The 17,209-nt window shown below is 70.6% G+C and carries 18 protein-coding genes; 9 read left to right on the top strand and 9 right to left on the bottom strand.

Translation table 11 applies throughout. The annotated features are described in order from the left end of the window. Together secD and argC are read left to right on the top strand one after the other, a co-directional pair. A complete protein-coding gene (gene secD / locus CBQ26_RS05645) occupies positions 1 to 2,295 on the top strand; it encodes a protein translocase subunit SecD (protein ID WP_088247542.1) in 2,295 nt (764 codons plus the stop codon). Positions 2,296 to 2,578: 283 nt separating this feature from the next. Next, entirely contained in the window at positions 2,579 to 3,622 is a 1,044-nt protein-coding gene (gene argC, locus CBQ26_RS05640; RefSeq protein WP_373297113.1) for an N-acetyl-gamma-glutamyl-phosphate reductase, read from the top strand. 233 nt (positions 3,623 to 3,855) lie between these two features. Here argC and CBQ26_RS05635 read toward each other — a convergent pair whose 3' ends face one another. The 3 genes from CBQ26_RS05635 to CBQ26_RS05625 are packed head-to-tail and all read right to left on the bottom strand — an operon-like array spanning position 3,856 to position 5,762. Next, the gene (locus CBQ26_RS05635) at positions 3,856 to 4,701 is read right to left on the bottom strand and encodes an MBL fold metallo-hydrolase (protein WP_088247540.1); all 846 of its coding nucleotides are present in this window, start codon (positions 4,699 to 4,701) and stop codon (positions 3,856 to 3,858) included. A 48-nt stretch (positions 4,702 to 4,749) separates the two neighbouring features. After that, entirely contained in the window at positions 4,750 to 5,322 is a 573-nt protein-coding gene (locus CBQ26_RS05630; RefSeq protein WP_088247539.1) for a DUF84 family protein, read from the bottom strand. After that, positions 5,319 to 5,762: a damage-inducible protein DinB gene (locus tag CBQ26_RS05625; RefSeq protein ID WP_088247538.1), complete on the bottom strand. Its 444-nt coding sequence runs from the start codon at positions 5,760 to 5,762 to the stop codon at positions 5,319 to 5,321. The genes CBQ26_RS05630 and CBQ26_RS05625 overlap by 4 nt, the downstream gene beginning before the upstream one ends. Positions 5,763 to 5,975: 213 nt before the next feature. On the opposite strand from CBQ26_RS05625, the gene CBQ26_RS05620 reads away from it, so the two are divergent. Continuing rightward, complete coding sequence (locus CBQ26_RS05620) at positions 5,976 to 6,434, top strand: response regulator (protein WP_088247537.1); 459 nt, start codon at positions 5,976 to 5,978, stop codon at positions 6,432 to 6,434. A 6-nt stretch (positions 6,435 to 6,440) separates the two neighbouring features. On the opposite strand, the gene CBQ26_RS05615 is transcribed toward CBQ26_RS05620, so the two are convergent. Both CBQ26_RS05615 and CBQ26_RS05610 read right to left on the bottom strand, forming a co-directional pair. Continuing rightward, entirely contained in the window at positions 6,441 to 6,782 is a 342-nt protein-coding gene (locus CBQ26_RS05615; protein WP_088247536.1) for an RNHCP domain-containing protein, read from the bottom strand. Continuing rightward, entirely contained in the window at positions 6,779 to 7,258 is a 480-nt protein-coding gene (locus CBQ26_RS05610) for a hypothetical protein (RefSeq protein WP_229844001.1), read from the bottom strand. The genes CBQ26_RS05615 and CBQ26_RS05610 overlap by 4 nt, the downstream gene beginning before the upstream one ends. 425 nt (positions 7,259 to 7,683) lie before the next feature. Between CBQ26_RS05610 and CBQ26_RS05605 the strand changes: the two genes are divergently transcribed. Further along, a complete protein-coding gene (locus CBQ26_RS05605; protein WP_229843999.1) occupies positions 7,684 to 8,352 on the top strand; it encodes an MOSC domain-containing protein in 669 nt (222 codons plus the stop codon). Between the two features lie 28 nt (positions 8,353 to 8,380). Here CBQ26_RS05605 and msrA read toward each other — a convergent pair whose 3' ends face one another. Both msrA and CBQ26_RS05595 read right to left on the bottom strand, forming a co-directional pair. Beyond that, on the bottom strand, positions 8,381 to 8,929 hold the full coding sequence (msrA, locus tag CBQ26_RS05600) for a peptide-methionine (S)-S-oxide reductase MsrA (RefSeq protein WP_088247534.1): 549 nt from the start codon (positions 8,927 to 8,929) through the stop codon (positions 8,381 to 8,383). Positions 8,930 to 9,014: 85 nt separating this feature from the next. Then, the gene (locus tag CBQ26_RS05595) at positions 9,015 to 9,767 is read right to left on the bottom strand and encodes a TSUP family transporter (RefSeq protein ID WP_088247533.1); all 753 of its coding nucleotides are present in this window, start codon (positions 9,765 to 9,767) and stop codon (positions 9,015 to 9,017) included. 135 nt (positions 9,768 to 9,902) lie between these two features. On the opposite strand from CBQ26_RS05595, the gene CBQ26_RS05590 reads away from it, so the two are divergent. The 5 genes from CBQ26_RS05590 to holA all read left to right on the top strand — a co-directional run bounded on the left by CBQ26_RS05590 (position 9,903) and on the right by holA (position 15,421). Further along, positions 9,903 to 11,018 carry a prephenate dehydrogenase gene (locus tag CBQ26_RS05590; RefSeq protein WP_088247532.1) on the top strand — a complete coding sequence of 372 codons (1,116 nt, stop codon included), beginning with the start codon at positions 9,903 to 9,905 and terminating at the stop codon, positions 11,016 to 11,018. Positions 11,019 to 11,084: 66 nt separating this feature from the next. Continuing rightward, the gene (locus CBQ26_RS05585) at positions 11,085 to 12,185 is read left to right on the top strand and encodes an acyltransferase family protein (RefSeq protein ID WP_088247531.1); all 1,101 of its coding nucleotides are present in this window, start codon (positions 11,085 to 11,087) and stop codon (positions 12,183 to 12,185) included. Positions 12,186 to 12,739: 554 nt separating this feature from the next. Continuing rightward, the gene (locus CBQ26_RS05580; protein WP_229843998.1) at positions 12,740 to 13,555 is read left to right on the top strand and encodes an alpha/beta hydrolase family protein; all 816 of its coding nucleotides are present in this window, start codon (positions 12,740 to 12,742) and stop codon (positions 13,553 to 13,555) included. Between the two features lie 136 nt (positions 13,556 to 13,691). Further along, a complete protein-coding gene (locus CBQ26_RS05575; RefSeq protein ID WP_088247529.1) occupies positions 13,692 to 14,522 on the top strand; it encodes a serine/threonine-protein kinase in 831 nt (276 codons plus the stop codon). Continuing rightward, positions 14,519 to 15,421 carry a DNA polymerase III subunit delta gene (gene holA / locus CBQ26_RS05570; protein WP_088247528.1) on the top strand — a complete coding sequence of 301 codons (903 nt, stop codon included), beginning with the start codon at positions 14,519 to 14,521 and terminating at the stop codon, positions 15,419 to 15,421. Before CBQ26_RS05575 ends, holA begins: the two co-directional genes overlap by 4 nt. A gap of 43 nt (positions 15,422 to 15,464) precedes the next feature. Here the strand turns inward: holA and CBQ26_RS05565 are convergent, their stop codons facing one another. Continuing rightward, complete coding sequence (locus tag CBQ26_RS05565) at positions 15,465 to 16,217, bottom strand: shikimate dehydrogenase (protein WP_088247527.1); 753 nt, start codon at positions 16,215 to 16,217, stop codon at positions 15,465 to 15,467. 169 nt (positions 16,218 to 16,386) lie between these two features. Next, the gene (locus CBQ26_RS05560) at positions 16,387 to 17,139 is read right to left on the bottom strand and encodes a tryptophan-rich sensory protein (protein WP_088247526.1); all 753 of its coding nucleotides are present in this window, start codon (positions 17,137 to 17,139) and stop codon (positions 16,387 to 16,389) included. Between the last annotated feature and the right edge of the window lie 70 nt (positions 17,140 to 17,209).

The raw sequence follows: 17,209 nt of genomic DNA, 5'->3' as shown, positions 1-17,209 counted from the left end.
GTGACCTACGGCAATAATCGCAACAAAGACGGGCGGCGTCCGCCGCCGCGCCGCGCCGCGCCCACGGCATCGAAACCCAACCGGTGGACCGGGCTGCTGCTGCTGCTGACGCTGCTGGCGTCCCTAGCGTACATCTGGCGTCCCTGGGAGCACCGTGACAACCTGTGGACCCTCTGGGACGACAAGTTCCAGTTCATGACGCTGGGCCTGGACCTCAAGGGCGGCCTGCGGATCGAGCTGGCGCCCGAGTCGGGCACGGCCACCCGTGACGAACTGGACCGCGTGAAGACCGTCATCGAGAACCGCGTGAACGCGCTGGGTGTGGCCGAGCCGACCGTGACGGTCGCCGGTGGCAAGCGCGTGGTCGTGGAGATTCCGGGCGCGACGCCCGCCGTGCAGAACCGCGCGCGTGAGATCATCGGGCAGACAGCCCGCCTGGAGTTCCGGATCGTGCAGCAGAACGCGCAGCCGGATCAGGCGCTGGCGCAGAGCAATCCGCGCAGCGGCGGGTACACGCTGGCGCAGCTGGGGCCGGTCGAGGCGACCGGGGAGGTCATCTCGGACGCGCAGTCCGCGACGGACCCGCAGTCGGGCCGCTGGGTCGTGACCTTCCAGAACACCGACAAGGGCGCCGCCACCTTCGGGGAGTTCACTGGCAGGAACGTGAACCGGCTGATGGCGGTCGTGCTGGACGACCAGATTCAGAGCGTGGCGAACATCCAGCAGCGGCTGTTCCGTGACGTGCAGATCACCGGGAACTTCGACGCCGAGGAAGCCAGTCAGCTGGCGCTGGTGCTGAAGTCCGGCGCGCTGCCCATCAAGATCAAGACGGAGGCCGAGAAGGCCATCGGGCCGACGCTGGGTGCCGACGCGATCCGCAGCGGGGCCATCGCGGCCGTGGTGGGGATCGCGCTGGTGTTCGTGATGCTGTTCGCGTACTACGGCTTCTGGTTCGGGCTGGTGGGCGCGCTGGGCCTGCTGTTCTCCAGCGTCGTGATCCTGGGGATGCTGGCGGGCTTCGGGGCCACGCTGACGCTGCCGGGCATCGCGGGTCTGGTGCTGACCATCGGCGCGGCCGTGGACGGCAACGTGATCTCCTTCGAGCGCATCAAGGAGGAGCTGGACAAGGGCAAGGGCATCAAGAACTCGATCCGCGCCGGGTACGATCACTCGACGGCCGCGATTCTGGACGTGAACGCCGCGCACCTGCTGTCCGCGCTGGCGCTGTACAACTACTCGACGGGTCCGGTGAAGGGCTTCGCGGTGACGCTGATGGTGGGCGTGGTCGCGGCGACCTTCTCGAACCTGGTGTTCGCCAAGTGGTTCATCCAGTGGCTGGCGCAGCGCCGCCCGAACATGAACGCGCGCCTGTGGATCAAGAACACCCGCATCGACTTCATCCGTCCGGCGAAGATCATCACGACGCTCAGCGTGCTGCTGGCGCTGGTGGGCGTGGGGATCCTGGCGAGCAAGGGCATGAACTACGGCGTGGACTTCACGTCGGGCACGACGGTGGCGATCAAGACGTCGGCCGACACGACGACCGAGCAGGTGCGTTCGGCCGCGACCGGGGCCGGCGTGGAGAAGATCAACGGGCAGAGTACCGTGGTGCAGCGTGACGTGACGCCCGGCCTGGACGGCGCGACGTACACGATCAAGGTGCCGGAACTGACAACCCCCGAGGTTCAGAAGCTGTCGGCGGCCATCACGGCGCTGCCGGGCGGCGAGGTGCAGTCCACCGAGACGGTCGGTCCGGCGGTCGGGCAGGAGCTGACGCAGAAGACCATCTACGCGGTGCTGCTGGGCATGGGCCTGATCCTGGTGTACGTGGGCTTCCGCTTCGACTTCATCATGGGTCTGGGCAGCATCCTGGCCGTGATTCACGACGTGGCGATCGTGATGGGCTTGTACGCGCTGCTGGGCCTGGAGTTCTCGATTGCCAGCGTGGCGGCCCTGCTGACCTTGATCGGGTACTCGCTGAACGATTCGATCATCGTGTCGGACCGCATCCGGGAGAACATCAAGGAGATGCGTGGCCGGCCGTACCGTGAGATCGTGAACATGTCGATCAACCAGACGCTGTCGCGCACGATCATGACCTCGGTCAGTACGATGCTGCCGCTGCTGAGCCTGCTGATCTTCGGTGGGCCGGTGCTGCGGGACTTCAGTCTGGTGCTGCTGGTGGGGATCCTGGTGGGGACGTACTCCAGCATCTACATCGTGGCGCCGCTGGTGGTGTACTACGAGGAGTGGAACCGCCGTCGCCGTGACGCGGCGCAGGCCGCGAAGGCCTGATACGGACTCGGATTGAATGGGCTGCAAAGCCCATTCAATCCGAGCGAAGCGACTCGTAGAGCTGCTCCGCAGAGTTGGAGCAACACGGGTTCCGGACGTGGAGCCGGCAATTCGGTGAAGTTCCGGATTGTTGGCGAAACAGACAGAATCCGTACAAAGCGCCCCGTCCGGAAGGCTGCCCCTGGGTCACTCCAGGGGCGGTTTTCATTTGATAAACCTATGACCGTAAGACATGTCACTCGACAGGCCAGGGCGGGGCGGGGTATGCTGCGCGGCGATGAGCATGCATGACCAGAAGACGGTCGCCATTGTCGGCGGCAGCGGCTACGCCGGAGGCGAATTCCTGCGCCTCGCCCTGAACCACCCCCACCTGAACGTCACGCAGGTCACCAGCGAACGCAACGCCGGCACCATGGTCAGCATGGTCCACCCCAACCTGCGCGGCCGCACCAACCTCAAATTCCGCCGTGCGGCCGAACTGGACGAGGCAGACATCATCGTGCTGGCCCTCCCGCACGGCAACGCCGCCAAAAAGATCGCCGAGTACGAGGCCAGGGGCAAGATCATCGTGGACCTCTCGGCCGACTTCCGCCTGAAAGACCCCGAGGTCTACCGCGCCACGTACGGCGAGGACCACCCCACCCCCGACAAGCTGGGCGAGTGGGTGTATGGCAACCCGGAACTGCACCGCGAGGACCTACGCGGCGCGACCCGCATCGCCTGCGCCGGATGCTTCGCCACCAGCGTCATCCTGGCCCTGTACCCCCTGCTGAAACTGGGCGTGCTGCTGCCCAAGGACATCATCGCCACCGGACTGGTCGGCAGCAGCGCCGCCGGGGCGAGCGCCAGCGACTCCTCGCACCACCCGGAACGCGCCGGGAGCCTGCGCGTGTACAAACCCGTCGGGCACCGCCACACCGCCGAGGCACAGCAGGAGCTGCCCGGCCACTTCCCGCTGCACCTGACCGCCATCAGCACCCCGCGCGTGCGTGGCATCCTGACGACCGCGCAGGCCTGGATTCCCGACGGCTACAGTGACCGCGACGTCTGGAGCGCCTACCGCGAGGTGTACGCCCAGGAGCCCTTCATCCGCATCGTGAAGGTCGCCAAGGGGATTCACCGCTACCCGGACCCCATGCTGCTCGACGGCACCAACTACTGCGACATCGGCTTCGAGATGGACATGGACACAGGGCGCGTCGTCCTGATGTCCGCCATCGACAACCTCGTCAAGGGCACCGCCGGTCACGCCATCCAGAGCCTGAATATCGCCCTGGACTGGCCCGAGACGACCGGACTGGAGTTCGCGGGACTGCACCCGGCGTAAGGGGGGAGTGGGCCGGTCGTCTGATACGGACTCCGATTGAATGGGCTGCAAAGCCCGTTCAATCCGAGCGGATGCGAGTGGGAGAGAAACGGGTTCCGGACGTGGAGCCGGCAATCCGGTGAAGTTCCGGATTGTCGGCGAAACAAACGGAATCCGTATGACCCGTCCCCGTTCCCAGGTTTGCAACGAATGGCCCGCCCCGACATGCCGGGCGGGCCTTCTGCTGCCTGCGGTCAGCTGTCCGCTTTCAGGATAAATCCACCCTTCGGGTTCTCGTGCAGGCGGGCGAAGGGCACGTCCGGGTCGTGGGGGGTGCAGATGGTCGCCTGCTGCTCGAACCACGCGCCCAGGTGGGCCTTGCGGGTTTCCAGGGTGGTGACCGGGTACAGGTCGTAACCCATGATGTACGGCGTGGGCGCGTGCGCCAGGGTGGGAATCAGATCGGCGACGTACACCAGCGTCTGCCCCTCGCTGCGCAGCACCACGCCCTGCTGCCCGAGGTTGTGGCCGGGCAGCGGCAGGACGCTCAGGCCGGGGCGCAGTTCATGCTCGCCGTCCACGACGTCGAACAGCCCGGCGTCGAGGATGGGGTCGATGTAGGCGGGGACGTAGCTGGCGCGGCTGCGTTCGTGGGTGTGCCGGGCGTCGTGGAGTTCCTGTTTCTGCACCACGTAGCGGGCGTTCGGGAAGGTCGGGTCGCCCAGCAGGGTCACGTTGCGCCCGGCGTGATCGAAGTGCAGGTGCGTGTTGATGACGATGTGAATGTCCTCTGGCGTCAGGCCCAGTCGGTCCAGGCCCCGGAAGACGGTTTCGTCGCGGTCGAGGGCGTACATGGCCTCGAACTTCTCGCCGCCCTGGTCCCAGAAGCCGGTCTCGATCAGGATGTTCTCGCCGCCCAGCTGGATCAGCAGCGGATTGATGCGCAGGCGGATGCGGTTGAGGTCGTCGGCGGGCGCGGCGCGTTCCCACAGCACCCTGGGGACGCTGCCGAACATGGCGCCGCCGTCCAGGCGGAACTGTCCGTCGGTGAGGGAATGGACCTGCGCTTGGCCGATCTGGCGGGAATGATTCCAGGACATGCGCCAGAGCCTAACAGACGTTCGTTAGCCGGGAGCGGGGTGGGGCGTTTACCCGTGCAGGGACAGCCCGGCGTGCGGCCAGTCCGGGTACAGCTGCGGGTGCAGGAACGGGGCCAGGGTCAGCGCCAGCGCCTGCCGCCACACGTCCGGGCGGGTCACGAGGCCGCCCGTCAGCGCCCCGACCGTCCCCACCCCGCGCTTGAGGTCGCGGGTGCCCAGCAGGTCGTCCATCAGCGTTCCGAGTTCCATCCCCGACTGCACGCCGGGCAGGATGGCGGGCGGGACCGGCAGTTCCGCCGTGCGGCCCGCGTTCATGCCCGACGCGTGCGCCACGGCGACCACGCCGAACAGCCAGCCTCTGCCCCGTTCGTCCAGGCGCACGCCGCCCTCCAGTCCCACGCCCCACAGCGCGCCGGGCTGCGCCAGGGCGGCGGCGGCGCGGTTGGCGGCCCCGCGCGCCGTCTCCTCCACCCCGAGCGGCTGGTCCGGCACGCCGCTGGGTACGTTCACGCCCTGCACGGCGGGACCGGCGGGCAGGCCCAGGTCGGCGGCCAGGGCCGTGAAGACCTCGCGGACCGGCTGGACCTTGCCGGGGTTCAGGGACCCCACGAACACGCTCATGCGCCCGACCCGGCGGGCGGCAGCGTGCCGTTCAGGCGGCGCAGCAGGGCCACCTGCCCCCAGTGGTACGCGCTGTGCACAGCCAGATCGGTCAGCACGTCGCGGGCGCGGCTGCTGGGGTCGCGGGCCAGCGCCTGCGCCTCGGGCAGGCCGGCCAGCAGGTCCGCGTGCGCCGCCGTGAAGTCGGGTTCGGTCAGTGGCGCCTGGGGCCAGACGTTCAGGTCATCGGGCCAGCCGTCCGCGCGGCCCGAGGCGATGTTCAGGCTGGCGCGCTGCGTGACGCTCAGGTGCCAGATCAGGTCGGCCAGGGTGCGCGGCAGGCCGGGGTGAGGGGCGCTGGCCTCGGCCCAGGTCAGGCCGCCGAGCAGGTCGGTGACGTCACGGAACGACGCGCCGCCCAGCAGGGACAGTTGCAGCAGGGTCGGGTGGGGGTCCGTCATGCCCGGAGGCTACAGCACCCGGCGCCCGCTGCGGCCACGCGGCGCGGTCGCTCCCCGCGCACGTTAAATGACCGCACGTTCATTCATGATCAAGGGAACATCAAGGGCGCATGGCGGGTGCGTAAAGTCCAGCCGGTACCACGCACTTCCCGCCACTGTCAGACTTGACGGGACATACCAGACACGCCGCAGTGGCGCGCCCCGAGGAACCCCATGCACACAGCCCACACCCCAGCCCTGTCCACGCCCGTTCCCATCGAGATCCTGCTGGTCGAGGACAGCGAACCGGACATCGTCCTGACCCGCGAGGCCTTCGCGGACGCCGGCGTGCTGAACAACCTGCACGTCGCGCGGGACGGCGTGGAGGGTCTGGAGATGCTGCGCGCCGCCGGCCTGGTGCCACGCCCGGACGTGATCCTGCTGGACATCAACATGCCCCGCATGAACGGCCTGGAATTCTTGCGGGAAATCAAACGCGACCCGGACCTCATGACCATCCCCGTGATCATGCTGACCACCAGTCAGGCCGAGGAGGACATCCTGCGCTCGTATCAGGCGTTCGCGGCCAGTTATGTCGTCAAGCCCGTCGAGTTCAGCCGCTTCTACGAGGCCATCCAGGCGCTCGGGCGCTACATGCTGACCATCGTCCGCGCCCCCATGACTCCGAACTGAGGGCCGTCACTCGCGGCGGCGGGTGCTGACGGCGATCAGGGCGTCCCAGCTATCGGGCTGGTCCGGGTCGTCGGTGGCGGCGCGGTTGCGGCCCTCGAAGCCGCAGGTCCGGCAGCGGTGCGTGATGATCCAGCCCTTCTTGCCGCTCTGCTCGACCGCGACCGGTTCCATGTCGCCGTGGCAGGTGCAGGCGCGGTCGCCGGGCAGGATGTCCACATGGCGGCTGTGCAGGCACTCGGGGCAGTGGTTCCGGACGCTGCCGTTCCGGAGAGGTTGCACCTGCGCGCCGCAGAATCCGCAGGTGAAGGCGTTGTTCGTGCCGACCACCGTGAACCGCCGCCCGCTCACGCGCGCCCCCCGGAGCGGCGCGCGGCGCTGCGGGCCGCCCAGCGGCTGTCGAGGAACGCCCGGATGGACGGCGTGCCGACCAGCGCGGTGCCCAGCCCCAGGTACACCAGCCCGGCGCCGCTGACCACCCAGCCCTGCCAGGCGGTCGTGCCGGTCAGCATGCCCACCACGAACACCAGCAGGCCCGCCAGCATGGCCAGCCCGATCGTCAGTCGCCACGCCAGGACGCTGCCGCGCCACACCATGCCGAGCAGGAACACGGTCAGGCACATGGACAGCACGCCCTGCGCGACGTTCTGCGCGCGGCCCTGCACCAGCGACGCCACGAACGGCAGCGAACTGGTCATCAGCAGGCCCATCAGGACCACCAGGGTCGGCACGCGGCCCGCCTGGGCGAGCGCCGGATCGAAAGGCGAGACCGGCGCGGCGGGCGGGCGGTCCGGTGTGGGGGTCACGGAAGGGCGCTTGGGACTCACGGGCCGCATTCCATCACACGCCCGGCCCGGAAACGAGGGCGAAGGTCACGAGCGCCCCGCCACGCACAGACCGTCACGCACAGGCCGCGCAGGGCGTAGCCTGCACGCATGAACATGAATCTCATAGGGCCTCCGATTGAATGGGCTGCAAAGCCCGCCCGGTCCGAGCGGATGCGACTCGGAGAGCTGCCCCGCAGAGCAGGAGCAGGGCAAGTTCCGGACGTGGAGCCGGCAGGGGCGGTGAACTTCCGGATTGCTGGCGAAACAGACGGAATCCGTTTCATACGGACTCCGATTGAATGGGCTGCACAGCCCGTTCAATCCGAGCGGATGCGAGTGGGAGCAGGGCGGGTTCCGGACGTGGAGCCGGCAGTCCGGTGAACTTCCGGATTGCTGGCGAAACAGACGGAATCCGTCTCAGGAGCGTGAACGTCGGTCAGGGCCTCCCAGTCACGGTCGGGGCGCGCGCCGTCCGCAGCGGGATCGACAAGCGCCCCACCCTCCAGCCGGTCGGGATCGGCCCGGACGGGCTGGACGGGGACCGGGTGCTGAACACCCGGCATCACGGCGGGCCGGGGCAGGCCGCGTACCTGTACACCAGCGACGACTACGACTGGTGGGCGGCGCAGGGCCTGACCGTGCGTGACGGCCTGTTCGGCGAGAACCTCACGCTGACCGGGGCGGGCAGCAGCGCGGACTGGCGGGTCGGGGACCGCCTGACCACCACCGGCGGCGTGACCCTGGAAGTGACCGCGCCGCGTATTCCCTGCGCGACCCTGAGTGCCCACCTGGGCGACCCGGCCTTCGCCCGGCGTTTCGCGCAGGCGGCGCGGCCCGGCCTGTACGCCCGCGTCCTGACGCCCGGCAGGGTGCAGGCCGGCGACACCGTGACCGTCACGCGCGCCGCGCCGGACGCCCCCAGCCTGCGGGACCTGTTCGAACTGGACCTGCGCGGCACGGTGCAGGGCCGCCCGGTCACGCCGGACGACCTGCGGCGACTGCTGGTCCACCCGCTGGCGGAACGCAGCCGCGCCGACCTGCTGCAACGGCTCGCGAAGCTGGAGGCGCGCGGCCAGGAGTGCACCCGGCCGTAGGGTCCGGGGCGTAGGGTCCAGGGCGGCGTCAGCCTTTCAGGCGGTCGGCGTAATACGTGCGGAGCTTGGCGACCTTCGGCGCGATGACCGCCACGCAGTACGGCTGGCGCGGGTTGTTCGCGTAGTAGTCCTGGTGGTAGTCCTCGGCGACGTGGAAGGTGCTGGCGGGTTCGATGGTCGTCACGATGGGCCGGTCGAACGCGCCCTGCGCGGTCAGGTCCGCGATCACCTCGCGGGTCTGGGCGTCCTGTTCGGGCGTCAGGGGGAACACGGCGCTGCGGTACTGCGTGCCGGTATCCGCTCCCTGACGGTTGAGGCTGGTCGGGTCGTGCGTGGCGAAGAACAGGCCCAGCAGGTCCCGGAAGTCCACCTGCGCCGGGTCGAAGGTCACGCGGACCGCCTCGGCGTGCCCGGTCGTGCCGCTGCACACGCTGCGGTAATCGGGGTTGGGGGTGTGCCCGCCGATGTAGCCGCTCTCGATCTTCTGCACGCCACGCACGTCCTTCAGGACCGCCTCGGTGCACCAGAAGCACCCGCCGGCGAGAATGGCCTGCTGCGTTCCACTGGGACTTGTCATGCCGTCATGATGCCGCGCCCCGGCCCGCCCGACGGGAAGCGCCACCACGGTTCACCCCGCCCCGCAGGCAGCCGGTCCGGGGCGCTCAGCGGCCCAGGAACAGGCGCGCGGCGACCAGGACCACGATCACGGCGTACACCCACTTCACGAAGGCGCTGCCGCGCAGCATCGCCATGCGCGCCCCCAGCGTGGCGCCCAGCGCGTTGGCGACGCCCATGGACAGCCCGATCCACCAGACCATCTGCCCGCCGATCAGGAAGAACAGGAACGCGCCGAGGTTCGTGGCGAAATTGATGGTCCGGGCGTTCCCGCTGGCCCGCACCAGATTGAAACCCGCCAGCGCGAACAGGAACATCAGGAACGTCCCGGTGCCCGGTCCGAGAAAGCCGTCGTACATCCCGACGATCAGGGCGCCGGGCAGCGTGAGGGCCAGCGTGCGGGAGGTCAGGCCGGGGTAGCGGTCCTCCAGCCCGAAGCGTTTGTTGACGAGCACCAGCGCGCCCACGCCCAGGATCACCGCGCCGATCAGGGTGCGGAAGGCGTCCGGGTCCACGAACTGCACCAGGAACGCCCCGAGGGCGCTGCCGGCCAGGGCCAGCGGGATCAGGCGCAGGACCAGCGCCCGCTCCACGTGCCCGCTGCGCCAGTACTGCGCGGTGGCGCTGCCGGACCCGAAGATCGCCAGCAGTTTGTTCGTGGCGACCGCCTGCGCCGGGCTGAGGCCCATGAACAGCAGCGTGGGCAGCGTGATCGTGCCGCCGCCCCCGGCGACCGCGTCGATGAACCCCGCCAGAAAGGCGAGCGGCAGGCCGTACAGCAGCACTTCAGGTCCAGGCACCAGCGGAATCTAGCAGGGGAAGGCGGGGGGAGTGGGACAGCGGCCCTCCCCCCCTCCCCGCGCTCCGTGATCCGCTGCCGACGTGTTCAGACGCCCCGGCCGGGCCGCCTGCGGGCGCGTGCTAGCCTCGCCTTTATGACGCGAGATTCCTCCAGCACGCTCCCTGCGCCCCCCGCCCTGTTCGACACGGCGGTCGTGGCGGGCGTGGGGCTGATCGGGGGAAGCGTGGCACTGGGGTTGCGGCAGCGGCTGCTGGCCCGGCGCGTGATCGGCCTGGACGCCAGCCCCGAGGTGCTGCGCGAGGCGCTGGCGCTGGGCGTGGTCGACGAGATCCAGACCGCGCCCGGCGAGTGGCTGCGCGCGGCGGACCTGGTGGTGCTGGCCGCGCCGATGCGGGCGCTGGCCCCGCTGGCCCGTGACCTGGCGCCATTCCTGAACCCGCACGCACTCGTGACGGACGTGGGCAGCGTGAAGGGCGGCATCGCGGCCGAGATGGAGCGGCTGGGCGTGCGGTCCTTCGTGGCGGGGCATCCGATGGCCGGCAGCGAGCGCGGCGGCGTGACGCACGCCCGCGCGGCGCTGCTGGAGAACGCCGTGTGGGTCCTGACGCCCACCGACCACACGCCCCTGACCGCCCTGAGCCGCGCGCGCACGCTGGTCGAGTCGCTGGGCGGCGCGCCGGTCGTGATGCCGCCCGACGCGCACGACGCGCTGGTGGCGACCATCAGCCACCTGCCGTACCTGGCGAGTCTGGCCATGACGCACATGGTCGCGCGGGACGAACGCCTGAGCCTGCTGGCCGCCGGGGGATTCAGGGACCTGACGCGCGTGGCGAGCGGCGACCCGCGCATGAGCCGCGACATGGTCGTGGAGAACAAGGGAGCGCTGCGTGAGGCGCTGGCCCGTTTCCGGCGGCAACTGGAGCGGCTGGAAGCCGACCTGGACGAACCGGACGAACTGCTGGCCGCCGCGCTGGAAGGCAAACGCACCCGCGACAGCCTGCCCATCGTCAAGCGCAGCCTGCTGCCGCAGCGGCACGATCTGGTGGTGGCCGTCCCGGACCGCCCGAACCAGCTGGGCGCAGTCACGCAGACGCTCGGCGCGCACGGCGTGAACATCAAGGACATCGAGGTGCTCGCCATCCGCGAGGACGGCGGCGCGGTCCGCCTGGGCCTGGAATCCCCCGAGGACGTGCAGCGCGCCGCCGGCATCCTGGCCGCCGAGGGCTTCGAGGTCCGGGGCCGTTCCTGACCGACCGGTACCTGGACGCGGGGCGCACATCCGGACGGCGCCCGCGTGCGCTACGGTGGACCGCTGATGTCTGACGCCGCCCCCCCTGCCAACGCCGCACCCGCCGCCGAACCGGTGCGGGCGCGGGCGCCGCTCACCATGATCGACGTGTTCCGGGGCCTGACCATCACCGAGGTCGTGCTGCACCACACGACCGGCATGGCGCTGCGCTACCTGACGCCGGGAACGCTGTCGCACGACGCGGTCACGGTCCTGAACCGCACGCTGCACTTCGCGGTGCCGGCCTTCGTGTTCCTGTCGGCCGTGGTCCTGACCCGCAGCCTGCTGCGCCGTTTCGAGCCCCGGCGGTACTTCTGGCGGCGCCTGACGCGCGGCGGCTGGCCCTACCTGCTGTGGAGCGCGCTGTACATGCTGTGGTACGTGCTGAGCGGGCAGCGGCCCCCGGAGACGCTGACCGACCCGGACCGCTGGTGGTTCTACCTGTCGAACGGCAAGGCCAGTTACCACCTGTACTTCCTGCTGGTGGCGCTGGAGGTCTACCTGGTGCTGCCGCTGCTGCTGCCGCTGGCGCGGCGACGGCCGGGCATCACAGCGGCGCTGCTGACCGGACTGGGGTTGCAGCTGAGTGCGTACTTCCTGAACCGCGAGGTGCTGCGCCTGCCGTTCCCGGCCAGCACGGTCCTGTGGTACCTGCTGCCCATCACGCTGGGCATGGCGGTCGGCGCGCGGCTCGACGAGTTCCCGGCGTGGTGGCGCCGGCGGCGCTGGGTGGTACTGCCGGCCCTGGCCGCCGCGTACGCCGCGTACCTGCCGGCGGCGCTGTCGTACGTGCGGGGCGTGCCGGTCACACCGGTCCTGTACAGCACCCTGAGCTGGGTGTTCACCAGCCTGACCGCCCTGACCCTGCTGGGCGCCGCGCACCGCATCCAGCGCGGCGGATCGCGCGTCCAGGCGGCACTGGCGACGCTGGGAACGGTCAGCCTGCAGGTGTACCTGATTCACCCGGCGCTGCTGCAGGCGCTGGAACGCTGGAACGCGCCGGGCGGCACGCCCACGCAGGTACTCCTGACAGCCGGGGCGTACGCGCTGCTGGCGCTGCTGCTGCCGGCCCTGCTGGGCCGGGCGCTGCTGAACACCCGCCTGAGTACCCTGCTGTTCGGCCGCTGACCGCGGAATCCGGAATCGAGCGCCCGCGAACGACAGTGGCTGAAGGCGAAGGGGCATGGCCAGTCCGCACGCGCGCCGGGTTGCCCGCCTGAACTCCGTCCTCCCTCGGCTCGGCTCACCCGGATGGAACGGTCCGGGCAGGCCACTCGACCGGAGTTCGCAGGAGGGGTTTCGGCCGGACCGCCGCCCTGATGAGTGTCCAGTCAGGTACCTGCCGGGCCGGCGCGCTAGAGTGCCGCTCCGTGAAGGTGTCTGCCCTGTTGTTCCGCCCTGTCGTTCGTCCGGATTCCGTCCGCTCCGGTTTCATGCGGATTCCTGCTGTTGCGTTGCCCACCCGGAACGGCACCGGGCGGCCGACTTCACGAGCGGAACCCGTTCGAGACTCGCTCGCGCTGCCCGGACCCGGCGGCCCTGCCAGCCATTCAGCCGGAGTCCGTACCAGTCCCCGGCGTGTCCCGGCGCGGCCCGGCGTGCGGGTCGTGGCCGCGCTGCTGGCCACAGTTCTGGGTGCCGGGGGTGTTCCGGCCGCTGCCCAGGCAGTCCGGGGCGCGGCCGTGCTGGCCTCCCTGCCGGCCACGCCGGGCGCCGCGCGGGACGCCGGGGCAGGCCGCTGGGTCACGCTGGAGGGCGCCGCGCCGTCGCTGCTGCAGGCTCCGGCCAGCTGCGCGGCGCGGGGCTGCCCGCTGGTCGTGGTGTCGCACCCGCGCGGGCAGGGTCCCGAGCGGCTGCGGGACAGCCCGCAGGTGCAGACGCTGGCGCAGGCGCTGCTGCGCGCGAACTTCGCGGTCCTGCTGAGCAGCGACGGCGGTCCGCTCAGCTGGGGCAGTCCGCAGGGACTGGCGGAAGCCGGAGCGGCGCACGCCGCCGCCGTACGCCGCTTCCAGTGGAGTGGCCGCACGTACGCGCTGGGCCTGAGCATGGGCGGCCTGATGGCGCTGCGCAGCGCCCTGCCCGGCTCGCCGTACCCGGTGCGGGGCGTGGCACTGATCGACGCCTGGACGGACCTGGAACTCGCCTGGGGGTCGGCCCTGTCCCGCCGCCTGGAGATCGAGGCCGCGTACGGGAACGCCGCGCCGCCCGGGCCGGACCTGAACCCGCAGCACCTCCTGCTGCGTCAGTCGCCGCTGCCGCTGTTCGTGATCAGCAGCCTGGAGGACACGACCGTGAAGGCCGGCGTGAACAGTGACCGCCTGCTGCCGCACGCGCAGCCCGGCGTGAGCGAGTTCGTGCCCGTGACCGGCCCGCACCTGGGCGCCAACCGCTTCACGCCGGCCGTCGCGCAGCGGCTGGCGGGGTTCTTCACGCGGCTGGAGACGCTGGAGTGGGTGCCGGCCGCGTCGGGCATTCCCAGCCGTCCGGTCAGCCGCTGACGGGCGGGCTGTCCGGGGTGACCGGCGTGGAGGGACCCAGGGGGTGGGGGGATGGGCCGCGCCTGTCGGGGGTAGAATGTGCCGCGCATCTCGCCGAACGGCGGCGGGTGTGAAAGACTTTACAGCAGTGAGTTTGATGCAGGAATACCCGACGACCCAACCCCTGACCGACCGGGCCCCACTGGCCGAGCAGCCCGGCGTGTACAGCGAATCGGCCCTCTGGTACGGGCGGCGCGTGTTCGTCAAGACCCTCGTCGCGGACGATCCGGACTCGCTGGCCCGTTTTCAGCATGAGGGGCGGGTGGCGGCCAGCCTGCGCCATCCGCTCGTGGCGTCCCTGCTGGCCCTGACGCCCACGCAGTTGATCTTCGAGTTCATTGAGGGCGGCACGCTGCGCGAGCGGCTGGAATGCGGACCGCTGGGCGAGGCCGAGGCGACCGAGGTGGCGGCCGGCGTCCTGAACGCCGTGGAGTACCTGCACTCGGCAGGTGTCACGCACCACGACCTGAAACCCGAGAACGTGATGCTGCTGGGCGGCCAGCCCGGCTGGCAGAGCGTGCGCGTGATCGACTTCGGCATGAGCCACTCCCGGTCCCTGCCGCTCGACATTCACAGCGGCACCCGCATGGGCACGCCGCACTTCATGGCGCCCGAGCAGTTCCTGGGGGTACGCGGCGACCCGCGCAGCGACCTGTACTCGGTGGGCGTGCTGCTGTTCGACTGCCTCGCCGGGCACCCCCCGTACGAGGACGCGCTGGGGTGGCTGGCCGGCATCCGCGAGCGGCGCGAGGCGCTGCCCGGCCCGGAACCCCTGCATCCGCTGATCCGTTCGGCGCTGTCCCGCGACCGGTCCGAGCGGCCCCTGAGCGCCGCGCGGATGGCAGAGGACCTGCGCGCCGCCCGGCAGGCACTCGGACTGCCGGACCTGCCGCTTCCCCGCCCGGACAACCTGGACGCCAGCGCGTGACGCTGCTCGCCTTCACCGGCAACCGCTTCCTGGCCGACGAGACGCTGCGTGACACGCTCGCCGCGCGCGGCCTGAACGCCCGCGACCTGCCGCGACTGGCGGGCGAGGACGTCACCCCCGACACGCTCCGCCCGCACCTGTCGCCGGGACTGTTCGGGGACGGCGGCCTGATCGTGGATTTCGAGGGCGTGAAACCCGACAAGGCGCTGCTGGAGCTGCTCGCCTCGGCGGCGGTCACGGTCGCCGTCCTCGACGAGTCCCCGCCCGCCACACGCGTCAAGCTGTACGAGGCGCGCGGCCAGATCGTCGCCTCACCCGCCCCCAGCCGGCCCGGCGACGTGACCGGCTGGGTCGTGCAGCGCTGTAAGAAACAGAAACTGAACCTCGACCGGGACGCCAGCGCCTACCTCGCCGAGGTGTTCGGCGCGGACCTCGCGGGGATCGCCGGGGAACTGAACAAACTCGCGCTGCTCGACGGTCCCTTCACCCGTGACGCCGTGCGGCGCGTCGTGGGGCGCGAACCGCCGGGCGACAGTTTCGCCATGCTGGGCGCCGCCACCGCCGGCCGCCCCGGCGAGGCGATCACGCAACTGCGCCGCCTGCTCGCCTCCGGCGAGGACCCCTTCAAGATGATGGGCGCCGTCGTGTGGCAGTACAGCCTCGTGGCCCGCTGCGTCGCCCTGCAACAGCAGGACGGCCGCGTCACCGAGGCGGTCGCCGCGCAGAAACTCGGCGTGAAACCCTACCCGGCCAAGAAAGCCCTGGAAGTCTCGCGCCGCCTGAACGAGGCCAGGATCCGCACGCACCTGGAACGCATCCTGGCCGCCGACCTCGCCATGAAACGCGGCCTGGACCCCAACGTCGCCCTGGAACGCCTGATCGTGCAGCTGAGCGTGTAATGGCGTAGGCGCTGAGCAGCTGGGGGCCGGCGGCTGACGCCCCTCAGCTGCTCAGTGCCGGCAGGACCGGTTCGAGTTCGTCCGGGTGGAAGCGCTGGCCGGTGGCGTGCGCGAGTTGCCGGGCGAGGCGGCGCAGCGGCAGGCGGCTCAGGTCGACGCGGCCCGCGCCGCTGCTGCTGGCGTCGGCGCGGCCGGTCAGGTCGATCAGGGTGTGGTACGGCTGGACCAGTCCGCCCGGCAGTGGCCCGGCGGTCAGGACGATCAGGTCGGCACGTTCGGCGTAGGTGCGGCAACTGGGGTCGCGGCGGCTGAGGGGGTAGGCGCGCAGTCCGGCCGGCAGGTCGCGGATGGCGCGTTCCGCTTCCGGGAGGCTCTCGGCAGCCACGCCGATGTCCGTGAAGCCCAGGCGGGCCAGCGGCAGGGCCAGGGCGAGGTCGTGGGCGTCCAGGCCGATCAGCAGGGCGCTGGCGCCGCGCGTGGCGTACCCGCTGTCTTCCAGGGTGTCGCTCAGGGCGTCGGTCAGGGCGAAGGTGCCGCTCAGGGTGCCGGCGAACGACACGGCGTCCACGCGGCCCACGCGCCGGGCGGCCGTGTCGGGCGTGACGGCGTCCAGCAGATGCACCTGCTGGCTGTCATGCACGAGCGCACCCGTGAAGTGCAGGGTGCGGCAGGCGTCCAGCACGGCGCGGGTGTCGTCGGTGGGAACACTGAGGGCGATCAGGCCCAGGTCCCGCAGGGCGCGGGCGGCCGGGGCGGGGTAACCGATCAGGGCGAGGGGCGTGTCGGACGCAGGCATGGACCCGCAGTCTAGCCGCTCGCGGGTCATGACAGTGGACGGTGAACGAGATCAGGGGCACTCCCCCATCCTGTCCACCGTCCACGCAGCGCTGCCCGGAACTTATACGGACTCGGAGCCAACAATCTGGTGAAGTTCCGGCTTGTCGGCGAAACAAACGGAATCCGTATTACAGCAGCGGGCGGCGGCTGCGCAGGCTCAGGAGCGCCCCGAGCACGACCACGGCGGCGGCCACCACGACGCCGGTGACGACGGTGGCGGCGTCCGGGCGGGCGACGTACACGCCGTAGAAGGCCCACAGCAGCACGGCCGCAAAGGCGTAGTCGCGGAAGCGGACCAGGAAGAACACGCCGATCACGGCGGCGATCACGACCAGCAGCGCACTCCAGACGGGGGCGCTGAGGCCCAGGGCGCCGCCGGTCACGCCGGCGCTGACCAGGAACGCGGTGATGTTGGCGATCGTGGCGACGCTGATCCAGCCCAGGTACAGCGAGGTGGGCAGCGCGAGCGTCCAGCGTTCGGCACCCTGGGGCGGCAGGCCGCGCACGGTCAGGTACAGCCAGACGAGGCTGGCGAGCAGGGCCAGCATGACGATCACGCTGGGGCCGAAGTTCAGGCTCTGGAAGGCCAGCAGCCACGACACGTTCAGCAGGTTGCCCAGCAGGAACGGCCAGAACAGCCGGTCGAAGCGGGGGCCGCGCTGGGCGGGCAGCGCCTGGTACACGGCGAAGGCCAGCAGGCCCAGGAAGATCGGTCCCCACACGGCGAACGTCAGGCCGGCGGGCGTGAAGGCGTTCGGGAGGGCGTCACTGACCTCGCGGTTCGAGTTGCCGAAGAGTGGAAGGGCGTTACTGAGATAGTTCATCACGAGCGTGAGGATCGTGACGAGCAGCAGCGTGACTTGCCTGGGAAGTCCGGTCATGCGTCCAGCGTAGGAGGGGGCGCGCGGGGCGGGATGTCAGAAGGCTGACGGTTCCGTGAACACCGCCCCG

Origin of the sequence: Deinococcus indicus, assembly GCF_002198095.1 — a bacterium.
Classification (GTDB): Bacteria; Deinococcota; Deinococci; order Deinococcales; family Deinococcaceae; genus Deinococcus; species Deinococcus caeni.
The sequence above is the reverse complement of the archived record's forward strand: the minus strand, read 5'-3'. Positions and strand labels throughout refer to the sequence as shown.

Bases quoted from the DNA above. Each gene is read 5' to 3' on its own strand.
- argC (WP_373297113.1), top strand. From the start codon at position 2,579: ATGCATGACCAGAAGACGGTCGCCATTGTCGGCGGCAGCGGCTACGCC.
- CBQ26_RS05635 (WP_088247540.1), bottom strand. From the start codon at position 4,701: ATGTCCTGGAATCATTCCCGCCAGATCGGCCAAGCGCAGGTCCATTCC.
- CBQ26_RS05630 (WP_088247539.1), bottom strand. From the start codon at position 5,322: ATGAGCGTGTTCGTGGGGTCCCTGAACCCCGGCAAGGTCCAGCCGGTC.
- CBQ26_RS05625 (WP_088247538.1), bottom strand. From the start codon at position 5,762: ATGACGGACCCCCACCCGACCCTGCTGCAACTGTCCCTGCTGGGCGGC.
- CBQ26_RS05620 (WP_088247537.1), top strand. From the start codon at position 5,976: ATGCACACAGCCCACACCCCAGCCCTGTCCACGCCCGTTCCCATCGAG.
- msrA (WP_088247534.1), bottom strand. From the start codon at position 8,929: ATGACAAGTCCCAGTGGAACGCAGCAGGCCATTCTCGCCGGCGGGTGC.
- CBQ26_RS05590 (WP_088247532.1), top strand. From the start codon at position 9,903: ATGACGCGAGATTCCTCCAGCACGCTCCCTGCGCCCCCCGCCCTGTTC.
- CBQ26_RS05585 (WP_088247531.1), top strand. From the start codon at position 11,085: ATGTCTGACGCCGCCCCCCCTGCCAACGCCGCACCCGCCGCCGAACCG.
- CBQ26_RS05575 (WP_088247529.1), top strand. From the start codon at position 13,692: ATGCAGGAATACCCGACGACCCAACCCCTGACCGACCGGGCCCCACTG.
- CBQ26_RS05565 (WP_088247527.1), bottom strand. From the start codon at position 16,217: ATGCCTGCGTCCGACACGCCCCTCGCCCTGATCGGTTACCCCGCCCCG.
- CBQ26_RS05560 (WP_088247526.1), bottom strand. From the start codon at position 17,139: ATGACCGGACTTCCCAGGCAAGTCACGCTGCTGCTCGTCACGATCCTC.